Annotated in this window: 13 protein-coding genes; 7 read left to right on the forward strand and 6 right to left on the reverse strand. The window is 73.1% G+C overall.

Annotated features, from left to right (window positions below):
- The first annotated feature begins 1 nt into the window (after position 1).
- Together DN069_RS26400 and DN069_RS26410 are read left to right on the forward strand one after the other, a co-directional pair.
- Positions 2–739: a uracil-DNA glycosylase gene (locus DN069_RS26400; protein ID WP_424556325.1), complete on the forward strand. Its 738-nt coding sequence runs from the start codon at positions 2–4 to the stop codon at positions 737–739.
- A 201-nt stretch (positions 740–940) separates the two neighbouring features.
- Entirely contained in the window at positions 941–1777 is an 837-nt protein-coding gene (locus tag DN069_RS26410) for a hypothetical protein (protein ID WP_133260043.1), read from the forward strand.
- Between the two features lie 200 nt (positions 1778–1977).
- Here the strand turns inward: DN069_RS26410 and DN069_RS26420 are convergent, their stop codons facing one another.
- The gene (locus DN069_RS26420) at positions 1978–2748 is read right to left on the reverse strand and encodes an AraC family transcriptional regulator (RefSeq protein ID WP_111504996.1); all 771 of its coding nucleotides are present in this window, start codon (positions 2746–2748) and stop codon (positions 1978–1980) included.
- 102 nt (positions 2749–2850) lie between these two features.
- Between DN069_RS26420 and DN069_RS26425 the strand changes: the two genes are divergently transcribed.
- The gene (locus DN069_RS26425) at positions 2851–3666 is read left to right on the forward strand and encodes a sulfite exporter TauE/SafE family protein (RefSeq protein ID WP_111505064.1); all 816 of its coding nucleotides are present in this window, start codon (positions 2851–2853) and stop codon (positions 3664–3666) included.
- On the opposite strand, the gene DN069_RS26430 is transcribed toward DN069_RS26425, so the two are convergent.
- Positions 3656–4507: an SAM-dependent methyltransferase gene (locus DN069_RS26430; protein WP_165845644.1), complete on the reverse strand. Its 852-nt coding sequence runs from the start codon at positions 4505–4507 to the stop codon at positions 3656–3658. The two genes, DN069_RS26425 and DN069_RS26430, sit on opposite strands and share 11 nt — an antisense overlap.
- A gap of 195 nt (positions 4508–4702) precedes the next feature.
- Here DN069_RS26430 and DN069_RS26435 point away from each other — a divergent pair, with 195 nt between their 5' ends.
- Positions 4703–6772 (forward strand): MDR family MFS transporter, encoded by a 2070-nt coding sequence (locus tag DN069_RS26435; protein ID WP_111505000.1) that lies wholly within the window; start codon positions 4703–4705, stop codon positions 6770–6772.
- 13 nt (positions 6773–6785) lie between these two features.
- On the opposite strand, the gene DN069_RS26440 is transcribed toward DN069_RS26435, so the two are convergent.
- Both DN069_RS26440 and DN069_RS26445 read right to left on the reverse strand, forming a co-directional pair.
- Entirely contained in the window at positions 6786–7622 is an 837-nt protein-coding gene (locus DN069_RS26440; protein ID WP_111505002.1) for a GNAT family N-acetyltransferase, read from the reverse strand.
- 54 nt (positions 7623–7676) lie between these two features.
- Positions 7677–9128 (reverse strand): aminotransferase class V-fold PLP-dependent enzyme, encoded by a 1452-nt coding sequence (locus DN069_RS26445; protein ID WP_111505004.1) that lies wholly within the window; start codon positions 9126–9128, stop codon positions 7677–7679.
- 100 nt (positions 9129–9228) lie between these two features.
- Here DN069_RS26445 and DN069_RS26450 point away from each other — a divergent pair, with 100 nt between their 5' ends.
- A complete protein-coding gene (locus DN069_RS26450; protein ID WP_111505006.1) occupies positions 9229–10806 on the forward strand; it encodes an ABC transporter ATP-binding protein/permease in 1578 nt (525 codons plus the stop codon).
- Between the two features lie 77 nt (positions 10807–10883).
- On the opposite strand, the gene DN069_RS26455 is transcribed toward DN069_RS26450, so the two are convergent.
- On the reverse strand, positions 10884–11591 hold the full coding sequence (locus DN069_RS26455) for an alpha/beta fold hydrolase (RefSeq protein ID WP_111505008.1): 708 nt from the start codon (positions 11589–11591) through the stop codon (positions 10884–10886).
- A 75-nt stretch (positions 11592–11666) separates the two neighbouring features.
- Positions 11667–12647 carry an alpha/beta hydrolase gene (locus tag DN069_RS26460; RefSeq protein WP_111505010.1) on the reverse strand — a complete coding sequence of 327 codons (981 nt, stop codon included), beginning with the start codon at positions 12645–12647 and terminating at the stop codon, positions 11667–11669.
- A 129-nt stretch (positions 12648–12776) separates the two neighbouring features.
- Between DN069_RS26460 and DN069_RS26465 the strand changes: the two genes are divergently transcribed.
- Both DN069_RS26465 and DN069_RS26470 read left to right on the forward strand, forming a co-directional pair.
- Positions 12777–14534 carry an alpha-galactosidase D gene (locus DN069_RS26465; protein WP_111505012.1) on the forward strand — a complete coding sequence of 586 codons (1758 nt, stop codon included), beginning with the start codon at positions 12777–12779 and terminating at the stop codon, positions 14532–14534.
- Positions 14535–14595: 61 nt separating this feature from the next.
- Positions 14596–15519, forward strand: coding sequence for a Gfo/Idh/MocA family protein (locus DN069_RS26470; RefSeq protein ID WP_111505014.1), 924 nt, complete (start codon positions 14596–14598; stop codon positions 15517–15519).
- Positions 15520–15534 lie beyond the last annotated feature (15 nt).

Here is a 15534-nt window from a genome sequence, read left to right on the forward strand (position 1 = left end):
GGTGGCGCCGCAGGCGCGAGACCTCGCGGGGCTCGACGCTGCCGTGAGCCACTGCTACGCCTGCCCGCGGCTGGTTGAGTGGCGCGAGGAGGTCGGCCGGGTCCGGCGGCGCTCCTTCGCCGACCAGGCGTACTGGGCCCGCGCGGTGCCGGGGTTCGGCCCCGCCGACGCCTCGCTGCTGCTCGTCGGGCTCGCCCCCGCGGCGCACGGCGGCAACCGCACCGGCCGGATGTTCACCGGCGACCGCTCCGGTGACGTGCTCGTCGCCGCGTTGCACGAGCTCGGCCTCGCCTCCCAGCCCACGTCCACCAGCAGCGACGACGGACTGCGGCTGCACGGGGTGCGGTTCACCGCCCCCGTTCACTGCGCCCCGCCGGACAACAAGCCGACCACGGCGGAGCGCGACACCTGCCGTCCCTGGCTGGTGCGGGAGCTGGACTTGCTGCGGCCGACGGTGCGCGCGGTCGTCGCGCTCGGCGCGTTCGGCTGGCAGGCGGTCCTGCCGGTACTGGCCGGCGCGGGGTGGACGGTGCCGCGTCCGCGCCCGGCGTTCGGGCACGGCGCCCGCGTCCTGCTCGAACCGGTGGCGGACGGGCCGGCGTTGACGCTTTTCGGCTGCTACCACGTCAGCCAGCAGAACACCTTCACCGGTCGGCTCACCCCCGCGATGCTGCGGGATGTCCTGGCCGAGGCGTGGCAGGCGGCGGGCGGCGAGCCGACGCGCCGTCACCAGGGCTGAGAGCGCGCGCCCTCAGTCAACCTCGCTACCCTCGACCGGTGGCGCACGCCGGAAGTGCGCGCGGAAGGGGAGAGGTCACTCATGTCGTTCAACCCAACCGGCCCGTCCGGCGGTCCCGTCCCGGGACCCGGCCCGGGGCCGCTCCCGGGCGCGATGCCCGGTGCTGTCCCAGGCCCGATGCCCGGCCAGGTGCCCGGTGCGATGCCAGGCCCCTACCCGGGGCAGCCGCCGACCGGCGGACCGGGACGGTCCGTCGGCGGAGCGCCGCCGGTCGCGCTGATCGGGGCCGGGGCGATGCTGCTGCTGGAGGCGGTGCTCCTGCTGCTCACCCTGGTCTCGGCGCAGAGCCCGGGGCAGTCGCTGCTCGGCCTCTTCGGGCTGAGCGACCACTGGGCGATCGACGCCCCGACCCAGTTCACCTCCGGTGACATCGCGACCTGCGCCGTACTGGTCGCCGGGATCATCGGCCTCCAAGGTGGGCGCACCTGGGGCCGCCCGGTGATCATGGCGACGATGGGCCTGGTCGCCTACCCGATGGCGACGCTGCTGCTGTCGCAGGTGGTCAGCAGCGAGGGGAGGCACTACCTCACGGAGGGTCACAACCTCTGGTTCAACCTGCTGGTGCTGGTCGAGCTCTTCGTCGCCGCCGGCACACTCGCGGCCGGCCTCGCGACCTCACGCAGCGGCGCGCCCGCGGCTGCCGCATCCGGCCCGGCTGCGATGCCCGGGCCGGTGCCGGGTCAGGCGCCCGTACCGGGCCAGGGGCAGCCGTTCCCGCAGCAGCAGCCCGCGCCGGGCTACGCGCCGCCGCAGGGTCAGCCGGGCTACCCCGCGCAGCCGATGCCGCAGCAGCCCGCGCCGGGCTACGCGCCGCCGCAGGGTCAGCCGGGCCCCGGCTACTCCCCGCCGCCGGTGCCACCCCAGGCCGGCCCGGGCCGGCAGCCCTCCCCGGCGCAGGACAACGTGGCCTACCAGCCGACCCAGTACGCCCCCCGCCCCGGCCAGCCGGGTCAGCCCCCGGCCCAGCCCGGCGCCTGAGGCATCTTCACACGCTCGCGTCGCCCTCCACCTCCACCTGCGCAGGGGCCTCCCGGTGCAGGTGGAGAGTGCGCCCGTCGCCCGCCACCCGGGTGGCGGGCGGGCGCCGGGAGAGAACCCCGACCGAGGCGCCCACCAGGTTGGTCCGCCCTCGAACAACGGGTTTCGTCAGCGCCGCGTCCCTGACGCCGTGGAGGCCGCTACCGGTCCGCGACACGGTACGACGTCGGCGGCCGGCCGAGCAGGCGACCGAAGGCGGCGGTGTAGGCGGCGGGGTTGTCGTAGCCCAGGCGGGACGCGATGCGGGTGACGGGCTCGCCCGCCGCGAGCGGGCCGAGCGAGTGCAGGATGCAGGCGCGCTGCCGCCACTGCGCGAAGCCGAGTCCCGTGCCGCGCCGGAACAGCCGGGCCAGCGTGCGCTCGCTGACGCTGAGTTCCGCGCACCAGCGCGCCGGGGCGTCGTGGATGTGCGGCTGCCGCAGGAACTGCTCACACAGGCGGCGCAGGCGCGGATCCGCGGGCAGCGGCAGGTCCAGGGGGAGAGGCGTCAGGCTCCGCAGCTCGTGCAGGATCAGGGCGACGACCGCCGCGTCGCGGCTGTGCTCCGGGTAGCGCGGTTCCACCTCGACGGCAGCGAGGATCAGTGCGCGGAGCAGCGCCGAGACGTCGACCACCTGACAGCGGGCCGGGAACCACGGCACGGCCGACGGCTCGATGTAGAGGCTGCGGGTGCTGACGCCCGTCATCGCGACCTGGTGGGCGACGGTCGGCGGGATCAGCACCGCGCGGGCGGTCGGCACGGTCCAGGCGCCCTCGGCGGTCTCCACGTGCATCAGGCCGGTGGCCGCGTACAGCACTTGGGCGCGGCGGTGCTCGTGCCAGGGGAGCAGGTGGTCCGGCGGGTAGTCGGTGCCGATGGCCACGACGGCCCGGTCGAGGCCGTCGACCTCGGCGATCGGGATGTTGCGCACGTGCCGAGGCTACGCGTTCGCGCCAGGCAATGTCTGATGCGCGTAGGAGTATGGCAAACCATCGATTGCCCGACAGCAGCCGTGATCCCTAGCGTCGGAACCGTGCTGATCTCCTTCCTCACTCTCCTCTTCTTCGGCTGCCTGACCGGCGTCACGACCGTGCTGTTCGGATTCGGCGGCGGCTTCGTCACCGTCCCCGTCGTCTACGGCGTGCTGAGTCTGGACGGACGTCCAGGCGCGGACGCGATGCACGTCGCCGTGGCGACCTCCGCCGCGGTGATGGTCGTCAACGCCGGGGTCGCGGCGCTGGCCCAGTGGCGGCAGGGGCGGCTTCGGCGCGCCTACCTGTGGCCGCTGGCGGGCTTCGTCGCGCTGGGCGCTGCGGCCGGGGCGTGCGCGGCCGCGCTGATCGATGGCACGGTGCTGCGCGTGCTCTTCGGCGTCTACCTGCTGGTGACGATCGGCGACAGCGTGCTGCGCCGGGGTTTCCTCACGGTCGCGCAGCCGGAACGGCCGCGACCGCTGGGACGCCGCACGGTCACCCTCGGCGGCACCGGCATTGGCCTGGTGGCCGCCGGACTGGGAGTCGGCGGCAGCGTCATGACGGTGCCGCTGCTCCGTCGCCGCGGCCTGCCGATGGCGGAGGCGACGGCGATGGCCAACCCGCTCAGCGTCCCGGTCGCCGTGGCGGGCAGCCTCGTCTACGCCCTCGCCCCCGCAGGAGCAGCAGTCGGCACGGACCGCCTCGGCTTCGTCGACCTCGGCGCGGGCGCTGCCCTGCTGCTCGGCTCGCTGCCGACCATCGCCGTGCTGCGCCGCGTCACCGGCCGCGTGCCCGACCGGATCCACTCGGTCGCCTACGTGGCGCTGCTCCTGGTCGTGCTCGCCGTGATGCTGCTGCTGGGTGTCAACGCTTGACGCCGACGCCGCCCAGGAAGCCGCGGGAGGCACGGAGCTCGCCGACGGAGGCGTCCGCGCCCCAGGCCGCGCACGGGACCAGGCCGGGTGCGAGCAGGTCCAGGCCGTCGAAGAACTCCTCGATGGCCGGCAAGGGGCGCGGGCTGAGCCGGTCCACCATCTCGCGGTAGAGCGCGACGACCTCGAGCGCACGCTCGCGGTCCTCCTCGCCGACCCACTGCGACTCGTGGCAGAGGTGGCTGACGACCAGCCGGCTGCCCGGCGCCAGCGGGTCCAGCAAGCGGCGCACCACGGCGTGCGGCTCGTCGCCTTCGGCGACGAAGTGGAGCACCGCGCCGAGCACCAGGGCCACCGGCTCGCCGTCGCCGATCAGTTCCGCGACCGCCGGGGCGGCCAGGAGCTCCTCGGGCCGGCGCAGGTCGGCCTGGACCACCGCCGTCCCCGGCTCGCCGGGGTGCGCGGCGAGCGCGCGGGCGTGGGTGACCACCAGCGGGTCCCGGTCGACGTAGACGACGCGCGCGTCGGGCCGTACCTCGCGGGCGACCTCATGGGTGTTGTCCGGTGCCGGGATGCCAGTGCCGACGTCCAGGAACCGGGTGATCCCGGCCTCCGCCGCGCTGCGGACGCTGCGCGCGAGGAAGGCCCGGTTGAGGCGCATCGCGTCCCGGCTCTCCGGGACCAGCCGGGTCAGGGCCTGTGCGGCCTCGCGGTCGACCGCGAAGTGGTCCTTGCCGCCGATCAGGTAGTTGTAGATCCTTGCCGGATGCGGTCTGTCCAGATCGAGGGCGGCTGAGGGCGCACTCGTGCCCTCGTCGCCCGGCCAGGTGGACTGTCGTCCCATCTCGGAGCCCCCGTTCCCCGTTCCCACCCCCGGCCGCATCGCGCGCGGACAGGGCATGTGGGAACCACCGTACGCGTCCCGAACACCGCTGCGCCGAAGAACGCGGACGAACGGTCGGGAGGCGAACAGACGCACCGTCACCGTCCCGGCGTGCCGGGCTGGCGCCCGCACGACCCCGGTGTGAGGCTTTCGTCCATGAGCACCGTCGCCGAAACGCCGCAGGCCGCCGCCCCGCCCTTGCTCGACGTGCGTCAGCGCAACATCGTCTTCGGGACGATCGTGCTGGGCATGCTGCTGGCGGCGCTCGACCAGACCATCGTCGGCACCGCGTTGCCCACGATCGTCGCGGACCTCGGCGGCGCCGCGCACATGTCCTGGGTGGTGACCTCCTACCTGCTGGCCGAGACGGTCAGCACGGCGCTGGTCGGCAAGTTCGGCGACCTGTTCGGGCGCAAGTTGATCTTCCAGACCTCGGCGATCGTCTTCATCACGGGCTCGTTCTTCTGCGGGTTCGCCACCAACATGGGGCTGCTGATCGGCTGGCGGGCGCTGCAGGGCATCGGCGCGGGCGGGCTCATGGTCACCTCCATGGCGCTGATCGCCGACGTGATCCCGCTGCGCGAGCGTGGCAAGTACCAGGGCGCGATCGGCGCCGTCTTCGGCGTCGCCACCGTGATCGGGCCGCTGCTCGGCGGGCTCTTCACCGACCACCTGTCCTGGCGCTGGGCCTTCTACGTCAACGTGCCGATCGCGATCGTGGTCGTCGCGGTGGCGGCGCGCACCATCCCGTCGGTCCGCTCGGCGGCGAGGCCGATCGTCGACTACCTGGGCATCACCCTCGTCGCCGTCGGCGCGAGCGCGCTGATCCTGGCGACCAGCTGGGGCGGCAACGAGTACCCGTGGGGCTCGGGCACGATCGTCGGGCTCTTCGTCGTCGGCGCGATCGCGCTCGCGCTGTTCGCCTACGTCGAGACGCGGGCGGCGGAGCCGATGCTGCCGATGCGGCTGTTCCGCAACCCGGTCTTCGCCGTCTGCACAGTGCTGAGCTTCATCGTCGGTTTCGCCATGCTCGGCGCGATGACGTTCCTGCCGACCTATCTGCAGTACGTGGACGGCGTCTCCGCGACCGAGTCCGGGCTGCGGATGCTGCCGATGGTCGCCGGGCTCTTCCTCGCCTCGATCACCAGCGGCAACGTCGTCAGCAAGACCGGCCAGTACCGCTTCTTCCCGATCGCCGGGTCGCTGGTGATGGCCGTCGGGCTGTGGCTGCTGTCGCTGATGAAGCCGAGCACCGGGGTCTGGCTCAGCTCGCTCTACATGTTCGTGCTCGGTGTGGGCATCGGGCTGTCCATGCAGGTGCTCACCATCGCCGTGCAGAACACCGTCGACTACGCCGACCTCGGCACCTCGACCTCCGGCGTCACCTTCTTCCGCACGCTGGGCAGTTCCTTCGGTACCGCGGTGTTCGGCACCATCTACGCCAACACGCTCAAGACCAACCTCGTCGACGGCGTCGCCGCCTCCGCACGGCTGACCGGCGCCGACCCCGCCGCGCTGGCCAAGGCCGCGCAGAGCCCGCAGGGCCTGCACGCGCTGCCCAAGCTGCAGGCGGCGCCGATCGTCTCGGCCTACTCGGAGTCGCTGCACACGGTGTTCCTGTGGACCGTGCCGGTCGCGCTGCTCGGCTTCGTCGTCTCGCTCTTCCTCAAGCAGGTGAAACTGCGTGACACCGCGCGGTCGACCTCGACCGACGTCGGCGAGGGCTTCGCCCAGCCGACCGGCGCGGACTCGGGGCGGCAGCTGGAGTACGCGGTCTGCAAGATCATCTCCGGGGTGGACCTGGACACCGCCCGGCAGATCGTCCGCGACTCCGGTGCGGACGTCGACATCGCCGGAGCCTGGGCGCTGATGGAGGTCGACGGCCTGACACGGACGGTGGGCCACGCCCGGGTCGGCCTGATCGCCGCCCGCAAGCGCCTCCCGCCGGAGGTCCTCGACCCGGTCTTCGACCGTATGGTCGCCGAGGGCTACCTGACGCGCAGCCACGACTTCCTCGACCACACCCAGGCCGGCGCCCAACAGGTCGACACCCTCTCCGCCGCCTGGTCCGACTGGCTGGGCGCGAAGCTGGCCGAGGACCTCGGCCGCCCCGGCGGCGCGGAACTGCGCACCGCCGTCGACGCCATCGCCAAGCGCCTCCTGGTCGAGGACCTCGCCCACGGCCTGCCCCAGGGCCGCGCGACCGCGGCCGTGCGGGCCGCGTAGGCCCTGGCCGGTCCTACACCTTGCGGCGGTGCATCCACTTGTGCCACGCCGTCGCCTCCGAGCTGTGCCCGTTGCGGCGGAACGCCTGCTGCATGGGGACGTTGAGGGTGTCGGTGTCCGACAGGACGGCGTGGAGGCCGAGCTCCCTGGCCGTCCGGTTGGCCAGCCGCAGCAGCGCGTCGGCGTGTCCGCGGCCCCGGTGGCCGGGGTGCACGCCGATGTAGGTGATCGTCCCCACGCCCGGGTCGAACTCGCCGACGCTGACGAAGCCGACCGCTTCCCCCGCCGGGTCCTCGGCCAGCAGCCAGGTCGAGTCGCGACAGTGCCACAGGAAGGCGGCGGCCCAGGCGTCGGCGCCCATGGCGGCCATGGCGTCCGCGTCGATCCGGTCCAGCGTGCCGACCGAACACGCGGCGACGAGGTCGGCGAAGCGTTCCTCGCCGACCTCGGACAGCGGCCGCGCGGTGACGCCCTCAGGAGCGGGCAGGTCGAGACCCTCGTCCTCCCACCAGAACCCCTCCTTCTCCTGCCACAGCTCGAAACCGAAGGACTCGAACAGGGCGATCCGCTCGGCCGGTTCGGCGTGCACGTCGGCGTTGGTCGCGGCGTTGAGCACCTGGCCCGGTTCGGCGGCCGCGACGACCGCGTCCAGCACCCGTCGGGCGGCGTCCAGCCGGCCCGCCTCCCAGCGCAGGTTGACCAGGCGTCCGGTCTCGTCGCCCATCCAGGAGCGCGCCAGCAGCTCGCCCTGGGCCACCGCAGCCCCGCCCTGCTCGGCGACGAACGGGGAGCGGGCCCCGAGCGGGTTCCCGTCGACGACGTCGTCCAGCCGCCTGATCGTGATCACCATCCGGCGATGCTCTCACAGCGCAACCACGGCAGAACGGCGCAGATGGAGGCGGACTCAGCAGCGCAGACGGGGTCGGAGCCGGACGGCGGCGTCGGCGGCGGGCCGGTCGCGGTAGGTGTCCTCGACGAAGAGCAGGAAGACCGCGAGATCCTCGGGGGAGGAGGCGATGCCGAGGGAGACCCGGACCGCTCCGCCCGAGGGCAGACCCAGCCGGGTCAGGTAGTCGTCCAAGGTGCCCGACATCCGCCCGACGGTGCGTCCGCGCAGCAGCCGGCGCGAGATGGCGAACGCCTCCTCGCCCGCGCCCGGATTGCAGAAGCAGCCGGTGCGCAGCGAGATGCCGCAGGCCGTGGAGTCCCGGCCGACCGCGCGCTCGTCGACGACCCGCCCCTGCGGGTCGAGCACGTTGAGCGCGATCGTGCCGCCGCGGCGCTCGGTGTCCTCGGGGCCGTAGACGCGCACCAGCGGCCGGCCGCCCGAGTGCCGCAGGGAGCGCAGCCCCGTCAGGAGCCGCCCGGTGAGGTCGCTGACGTGCGAGGAGATCGCGTCGAGGCCGACCGAGGCGATGTGGTCGAGCCCGGTGGCCACGTCCGGGATGGCCAGGAAGTTGAGCGTGCCGTCCTCGAACGCCGACTCGTCCTCGGCCATCCGGTGCCAGCCGCCCTCCGCGCTGACCACGTGGATCGTTCCGCCGGAGAACCACGGCCGGCGCAGCATGTCGAGCGAGTCGCGCCGGGCGACCAGGCAGCCGACGCCGGTCGGATAGCCGAAGACCTTGTACCAGCTGGCGGTGACGAAGTCCGGCTTGACCACCGAGAGGTCGAGCGACTGGGTGGGCAGGTAGGCCGCCGCGTCGAGCAGCACCGCGTAGCCCCGGTCGTGGGCGAGCTCGATCCACTCCAGCGGGTGCCGCACGCCCGTGAAGTTGCTCTGCGCCGGGTAGGCCAGCAGTCCGGCCCGGCCGCGGTCCTCCGGCCGCCGCGTCCGGCCGCCGTCGAGCGCGGCGGCCATCGCGTCGTCGCCGACGCGCAGGTCCGGGGTGCTGAACGGCACCTGGACCACGCGGGCGTGACCTGACCGGGCGAACTCGCGCAGGCCGTTGACCGAGTTGTGGTTGTCCAACGGCAGCACCAGTCGGCTGCCGCGCCGGAACGGGAAGGCCTCGCCCACCAGGCGGCAGGCGCCGGTCGCGTTGGCGGTGAAGATCGCCGCGTATTCGGCGGGATCGGCGTTGAGGTGCTCCAGCACCCGGGCCCGGGCCCGCTCGACCAGTTCGGTGGCGGCAGCCGAGGTGGGGTTGTCGGAGTGCGGATTGCCGTAGCACGCCCCGGTGATCCGGGCCTTGTGGGCCGCGAGTTGGGATCGGGCCGGGAGCCCGGCGCCGGTGTAGTCGAGGTAGGTGTGGCCGTGCTCGTCGAGGTAGCCGTACTCGTCCGCGCGCAGGCGCGCGAACCGCCCGGGGTCCGCGGATAAGCGGGCAGCCGTGGTCGTCCTGGTCTCGCTCATGTGTCAAATCCCCCGTGTCATCGCGGTGTTGACCGCTGTCCTACAGTGTGGACCGGGTCGGCCGGTGGCGACAGGGGGAGCGACTGTGAGGAGCCAGGGGATGCGGATCGAGGCCCGTGGGCTGGCGGTTCGGCTGCGGGACGGCCGCGAGCTGCTCAGTGGCGTGGACGTCGCCGTGGCGCCCGGGGCGATGCTCGCGATCGCCGGGCCGAGCGGCGCCGGCAAGACCACACTGCTGGAGGAGCTGGCCACCGGACACCCCGCCGGAACGATCGGCTTCGTCCCCCAGGACGACATCGTGCACCTCGATCTGCCGCTGGCCCGGACGCTCGGCTACGCCGCGCGGCTGCAGTTGCCCGCCGGCAGCCCGCGCGCGGAGGTGGAGGCGGCTGTCGCCCGTGTGCTGGACGCGCTCGGGCTGGAGCAGCTGGCCGGGCAGCGCGTCGGCTCGCTCTCGGGCGGCGAGCGCAAACGCGCCAGCATCGCCGTCGAGTTGCTGACCCGGCCCCGTGCGCTCTTCCTGGACGAGCCGACCTCCGGCCTGGACCCGGCAGCGGCAGCCCGACTGCTGGGCGTGCTGCGGGAGTTGACGGGATCGGGCACGACGGTGGTGCTCACCTCGCACAACCCGTCCGATCTCGCGCACGCCGACGAGGTCGCCTTCCTGATGGGCGGCCGGCTGTTGTACCAGGGGCCTTCCGCGCAGTTGCCCGCCGCCTTCGGCGTGATCAGCATCGAGGAGGTGTACGGCGTCGACCCGGCGACGGTCGTGCCCGTCACGGCTGCCGAGCCGACCACTCGGGAGCCGGTCGAGGAGTCAGCGCCGGGGGCCGCGTTCGCGCCCGTCGGCGCGGTGCGGCAGTGGTGGCTGCTGACGCGGCGGTCCACTGCCATCCTCACCCACAACCGGCTGTCGGCGGCGGTCGCGGTCGGCTCGCCCCTCATGATCGCGGTGATGTTCGCGATGCTCTTCCGGCCGCACGCCTTCGCGCCGGGGTCGGACAACCCGGGCAGCTCCGCGATGATCATGTTCTGGATCGCCTTCGGCGCCTTCTTCTTCGGCCTGACCTACGGGCTGCTGCAGATCTGTACGGAGCTGCCGATCGTGCGGCGCGAGCGACGCACCGTGCTGCGTCTGGGGCCCTACCTCGCCTCGAAGCTGACGCTGCTGCTCCCGGTCCTGGCGGCGGCGAACGCGCTGCTGCTTCTGGTGTTGCGCGCCACCGACCGGCTGCCGGGGGCCGCCGCGAGCGTCTACGGCTCCCTCTTCGTCACCACCCTGCTCGCGTCCGCGAGCGCGCTGACGCTCGGGCTGCTCGCCTCGGCCGCCGTGTCCGACCCGGGCCAGGCCACGTTGATGCTGCCGCTGCTCTGCTTCCCGCAGGTGCTCTTCTCCGGCGCGTTCGTGCCGGTGCCGCAGATGGGCGCGGTCGGCTCGGGGCTGAGCTGGGCGATGACCAACCGCTGGGCGTACGAGGCGCTGGGCCGCGGCATCGGCCTCGACACGCTCTGGGCCCACGGCTCCTCGCCGCTCGGCCCGCCGCTGCTCGCCTCCTACGGCCGCACCTTCACCGGCTCGGCCGCCGAGGGCTGGGCCTGGCTCGGCGGCTACGGCCTGCTGTTCCTCGCCGGCGCCTGGCTGGTGCTGGCCCGCAAGTGCCGCCGCACCGGCCGCTGAACCAGGCAGCAGGACTGCCGGCCCGGCCGGGGGCGGCCCCGGCGGGCTACGCCCCGGCGGGCTACGCCCCGGCGGAGCTACGCTTCGGCCTGCGGCCGGACCGTGCGTTCCAGATGGTCCGCCAGGTCGCGCGGCCGGCTGAGCGCGGCGAGGTGGCCGCCGGGGATCTCCTCGACCTCCAGGCCGAGCCGCTCGCGGGCCTGGGCACGCTGGAACTCCAACGGGAAGAAGCGGTCCTCCCGCCCCTGCAGGAAGCGCGTCGGCACGTCCGGCCACGCCGCAAGAGGCCAGGGCTGCCCGAACAGCGCGGCGGGCGGCGCGGCTCCGCCCCTGGCGAAGGCCTCCTCGGTGACCTCCGGCGGCACGTCGTGGAAGAAGTCGACCCGCAGGTCGAACTCGGGATCGACGCCGCGTCCCATCGCCGCCGCGTACTCCGAGCGCGCCTTGGCCTGGCCGGTGTTCTCCCACCACTGGCCCGCCGTCTCCCCGGGCAGCGGGACCATCGCGTTGAGCAGCACCAGCTCCGCGGCCGGCAGCCGGCCGCAGACCAGCGGAGCGGAGAAGCCCCCGAGCGACTGCGCCACCACGACCAGCGGCTCGGAGCGCGGCCCCGCCTCCTCCACGGCCGCGACGATGGCGTCGGCGAACTCCGGCAGACCCGCGGACTCCTCGCCCGGCAGATCCATGGTGATCGTGTCGTGCCCGCGCGCCCGCAGCTCGGACACGACCCGATGCCAGAACCAGGCGCGGCCGTCGGCCCCGGGAACGAGTGCGAAGGTCGCCATCGTCCTCTCCTCCCACCTTCCTTCGACGACGCTGTCAGTCCCCGACGCTAGCCGCTCCCACTGACAGGGGCGGGTTCATCGGCCGACGACCCGCCGGAGCCAGCGCAGCCGCGCCTCCCGGGCGTCCCGGCTGACGGTCGCCTGCGGCGCGATCGTGTCGAAGCCGTGGAACGCGCCCGGCCACACGTGCAGCTCGGCCTCTCCGCCGGCCCGCCAGAGCCCGTCGGCGTAGGCGACGGCCTCGTCCCGGAAGGTCTCGGCCGAGCCGACCTCCAGATAGGCCGGTGGCAAGCCGGTCAGATCCGTGGCCCGGGCCGGGGCGACGTACGGTGACACGTCGTCGGTGCCGTACCGGTCGCCGAGCAGCGCCCGCCAGGCGGTCGCGTTGGAGGCGCGGTCCCAGGGGTCGTGGCCGGCGAGCTGGTGCGCCGAGAAGCTCTCGCCCCGGTCGTCCAGCATCGGGCTCAGCAGCAGTTGCCCGATGGGTGCCGGTCCGCCGCGGTCGCGGGCCAGCTGGGCCAGCCCGGCGGTGAGGCCGCCGCCCGCGCTCTTGCCGCCCAGGACGATGCGCTGCGGGTCGACGCCCAGCTCGCCCGCGTGCCCGGCCACGTGGAGCAGCCCGGCGAGGCAGTCCTCGACGGGTTCGAGGTAGCGCGCCCGGGGCGCCAGCCGGTACTCGACGGAGACGACGGCCAGACCGAGCGGGAGGGCCCACTCGCGCAGCACACGGGGCAGCACGGACCAGGCGTTGCCGGTCACCATCCCGCCGCCGTGCAGGTAGTAGAGCAGGGGGAGCGGCCCCTCGGAGCCGGCCGGTCGCGCGCTGACGAGCGTCACCTCAGGGCCGTCGCCGCCACCTTGGGCGCTCAGCTCCTCGACCTCGAACCGGCCGTCGGCGCGCAGCTCGTGCAGCGTCGGCCGGGGCCGCGCGGCGGCGTCCTCGGCCTGCCATGCGGCCAGGCTCTCCGGGGTGAGTGGCCGCCTGGCGTCCGGGCCCAGGGCGTCGAGCGCGGTGCGCAGCTCCGGGTCGAACGGGGGGACACCGGCGAAGCCCACAAGCGGACTCCCTTCCGCCGAGAATCAACAAATCCAAAACCGTGACTGATCACAATGCCACAGATATTGACACCCCGTCCGGTGGGCGCTTGCATGCACATGCCCGACTCTCGGAAGGGGAGTTAACACATGACCCTGCGCCTCCGCAGCGTCACCCGACGCTGCGTCAGTTCCCTTGCCGTAGGCGCTCTCGCCGTCGGCGGCCTGCTGCTCGGCCCGCTCGCCCTCGCCCCCGCCGCGCACGCCGAGAGCAACGGCGTCGGCCTCACGCCCGCGCTCGGCTGGAGCAGTTGGAGCTTCGTCCGGCACAGCCCCACCGCCGCCGTCATCGACGCCCAGGCGGACGCCATGAAGAGCAGCGGCCTGGCCGCCGCCGGCTTCCAGTACGTCAACGTGGACGACTTCTGGTACCAGTGTCCCGGCAGCCAGGGCCCCAACGTCGACCAGTACGGCCGCTGGCAGACCGACACCACCAAGTTCCCGCCCTCCGGCGCCACCGACGGCATCGCCGCGGTCGCGGCCCATGTCCACGCCGACGGGCTCAAGTTCGGCCTGTACATCACCCCCGGCATCTCCGCGCAGGCCGTCGCGCAGAACACCGCGATCGAGGGTACGGCCTACCACGCCAAGGACATCGCCACCACGACGGCGGAGAAGAACTACAACTGCCACGGCATGGTCGGCATCGACTACAGCAAGCCGGGCGCGCAGGCGTTCGTGAACTCCTGGGCGAACCAGTTCGCCTCCTGGGGCGTGGACTACGTCAAGATCGACGGGGTCGGCACCAGCGACGTCGGCGACGTCCAGGCCTGGTCCGCGGGCCTGAAGCAGACCGGCCGCCCGATCCACCTGGAGCTCTCCAACAGCCTCGCCATCGGCAGCGCCGCCACCTGGCAGCAGTACAGCAACGGTTGGCGCACCGGCGGCGACATCGAGTGCTACTCCTGCGAGTCGGGCAGCAGCTACCCGCTCACCCAGTGGTCCAACGTGCAGTCCCGCTTCGGCCAGGTCGCCAACTGGCAGCCCTACGGCGGGCCGGGCGCCTTCAACGACTACGACTCGCTGGAGGTCGGCAACGGCTCCAACGACGGCCTGACCGCCCCGGAGCGGCAGTCCATGATGAGCCTGTGGGCGATGGGCGCCTCTCCGCTGATCCTCGGCACCGACCTCACCCACCTCGACGCCACCGACCTCGGCTACCTGAAGAACAGCGCCGTCCTCGCCGTCGACCAGGACGCGGTGGACGCCTCACGCATCGTCAACAGCGGGAACCAGCAGGTCTACAGCAAGACCGAGAGCAACGGCGACGTCGTCATCGGCCTGTTCAACTACAGCGGCACCTCCAGCACCACCGTCACCGTCCCGCTCTCCGCCGCCGGTATCGGCGGCAGCGCCACGGCCACCGACCTGTGGACCGGCGGCTCGCTCGGCACGATCAGCGGCAGCTACAGCGTCACCCTCGCCCCCGGCGCCGTCCAGCTCATCCGCGCCGTCCCGAGCTCCGGTTCCGCGGTCCGCGTCGAGGCCGAGGCCTCGGGCAACACCCTCGCGGGCGCGGCCCGCGTGGCCACCTGCGCGGCCTGCTCCGGCGGCGCCAAGGTCGGCTACATCGGCAACGGCGCGGCCGACTACGTGACGGTCAACGGCATCAACGAGCCCTCGGCGGGCTCCCGCACGCTGACGATCCAGTACCTCCTCAGCGGCTCCCGCTCCTTCTCCGTCAGCGTCAACGGCGGCCCGGACATCCAGGTCCCCCTGACCGGCACGAGCTGGTCGACACCGGCCACGACCAGCATCCCGATCACGGTCGCCGCGGGAACGAACACCATCAGGTTCCACAACGACACCGCCTACGCCCCGGACCTGGACGTGATCACGGTGGGGTGAGGCGGATCCGTTTCGGCGTAGGGTCGGTGCGTTGGTGATCACTCGTTCGCTTGGAGCGTCCATGCCTGACTCCTTCGTGTCCGACGACCGTCTCCCGGTCGGGGTGATCGGTCTCGGGGACATCGCGCAGAAGGCCTACCTGCCGGTGCTCAGTGCCCTCCCGGGCCTGGACCTGCGGCTGATGACGCGCGACGGCGCGAAGCTCGACCGGCTCGGCGCGGCCCACCGGGTCGGTCCCGAGGATCGCTTCACCGACCTGGGTGAGCTGATCGACAGCGGCATCCGGGCCGCCTTCGTGCACGCCGCCACGGACCAGCACGTGCCCATCGTCGAGCGGCTGCTGACGGCCGACGTCGACGTCTACGTCGACAAGCCGCTCGACTACACCCTCGACGGCGCCCGCCGCCTGGTCGAGCTGGCCGAGCGACGCGGCCGTTCGCTGATGGTCGGCTTCAACCGCCGTTTCGCGCCCGGCTACGTGCAGGCCAAGCAGTCGCCGCGCGACCTGATCGTGCTGCAGAAGAACCGCGTCGGGCTCGCCGAGGCGGCACGCACGCTCGTGTTCGACGACTTCGTGCACGTCGTCGACACGTTGCGGTTCCTGGTCCCCGGCGAGATCGAGCACGTGGACGTACGGGCCCGGAGCCGGGACGGCCTGGTCGAACACGTCGTGCTGACGCTGGCGGGGGACGGCTTCACCGCGCTCGGGATCATGAACCGCGCCAGCGGCTCGACCGAGGAGGTGCTGGAGGTCTCCGGTGCCGACGCCAAGCGCGTCGTCATCAGCCTCGGCGAGGTGATCGACCACGACGGCGGGCAGACCGTCACCCGTCGCGGCGACTGGACTCCCGTCGCCCGCCAGCGCGGCGTCGAGCAGGCCGTCCTCGCCTTCCTCGACGCCCTCCGCGCCGGCAAGACCGTGGATGCGCGGGACGCGCTGCGGACGCACGAACTGTGCGAGGAGATCGTGCGGCGTATCGGATAGTTTGCAATGTTTTGC

The organism is Streptacidiphilus pinicola, from assembly GCF_003258295.1.
Classification (GTDB): domain Bacteria; phylum Actinomycetota; class Actinomycetes; order Streptomycetales; family Streptomycetaceae; genus Streptacidiphilus; species Streptacidiphilus pinicola.

Bases quoted from the DNA above. Each gene is read 5' to 3' on its own strand.
- DN069_RS26430 (WP_165845644.1), bottom strand. From the start codon at position 4,507: ATGGGACGACAGTCCACCTGGCCGGGCGACGAGGGCACGAGTGCGCCC.
- DN069_RS26410 (WP_133260043.1), top strand. From the start codon at position 941: ATGCCAGGCCCCTACCCGGGGCAGCCGCCGACCGGCGGACCGGGACGG.
- DN069_RS26465 (WP_111505012.1), top strand. From the start codon at position 12,777: ATGACCCTGCGCCTCCGCAGCGTCACCCGACGCTGCGTCAGTTCCCTT.
- DN069_RS26445 (WP_111505004.1), bottom strand. From the start codon at position 9,128: ATGAGCGAGACCAGGACGACCACGGCTGCCCGCTTATCCGCGGACCCC.
- DN069_RS26455 (WP_111505008.1), bottom strand. From the start codon at position 11,591: ATGGCGACCTTCGCACTCGTTCCCGGGGCCGACGGCCGCGCCTGGTTC.
- DN069_RS26470 (WP_111505014.1), top strand. From the start codon at position 14,596: ATGCCTGACTCCTTCGTGTCCGACGACCGTCTCCCGGTCGGGGTGATC.
- DN069_RS26435 (WP_111505000.1), top strand. From the start codon at position 4,703: ATGAGCACCGTCGCCGAAACGCCGCAGGCCGCCGCCCCGCCCTTGCTC.
- DN069_RS26450 (WP_111505006.1), top strand. From the start codon at position 9,229: ATGCGGATCGAGGCCCGTGGGCTGGCGGTTCGGCTGCGGGACGGCCGC.
- DN069_RS26440 (WP_111505002.1), bottom strand. From the start codon at position 7,622: ATGGTGATCACGATCAGGCGGCTGGACGACGTCGTCGACGGGAACCCG.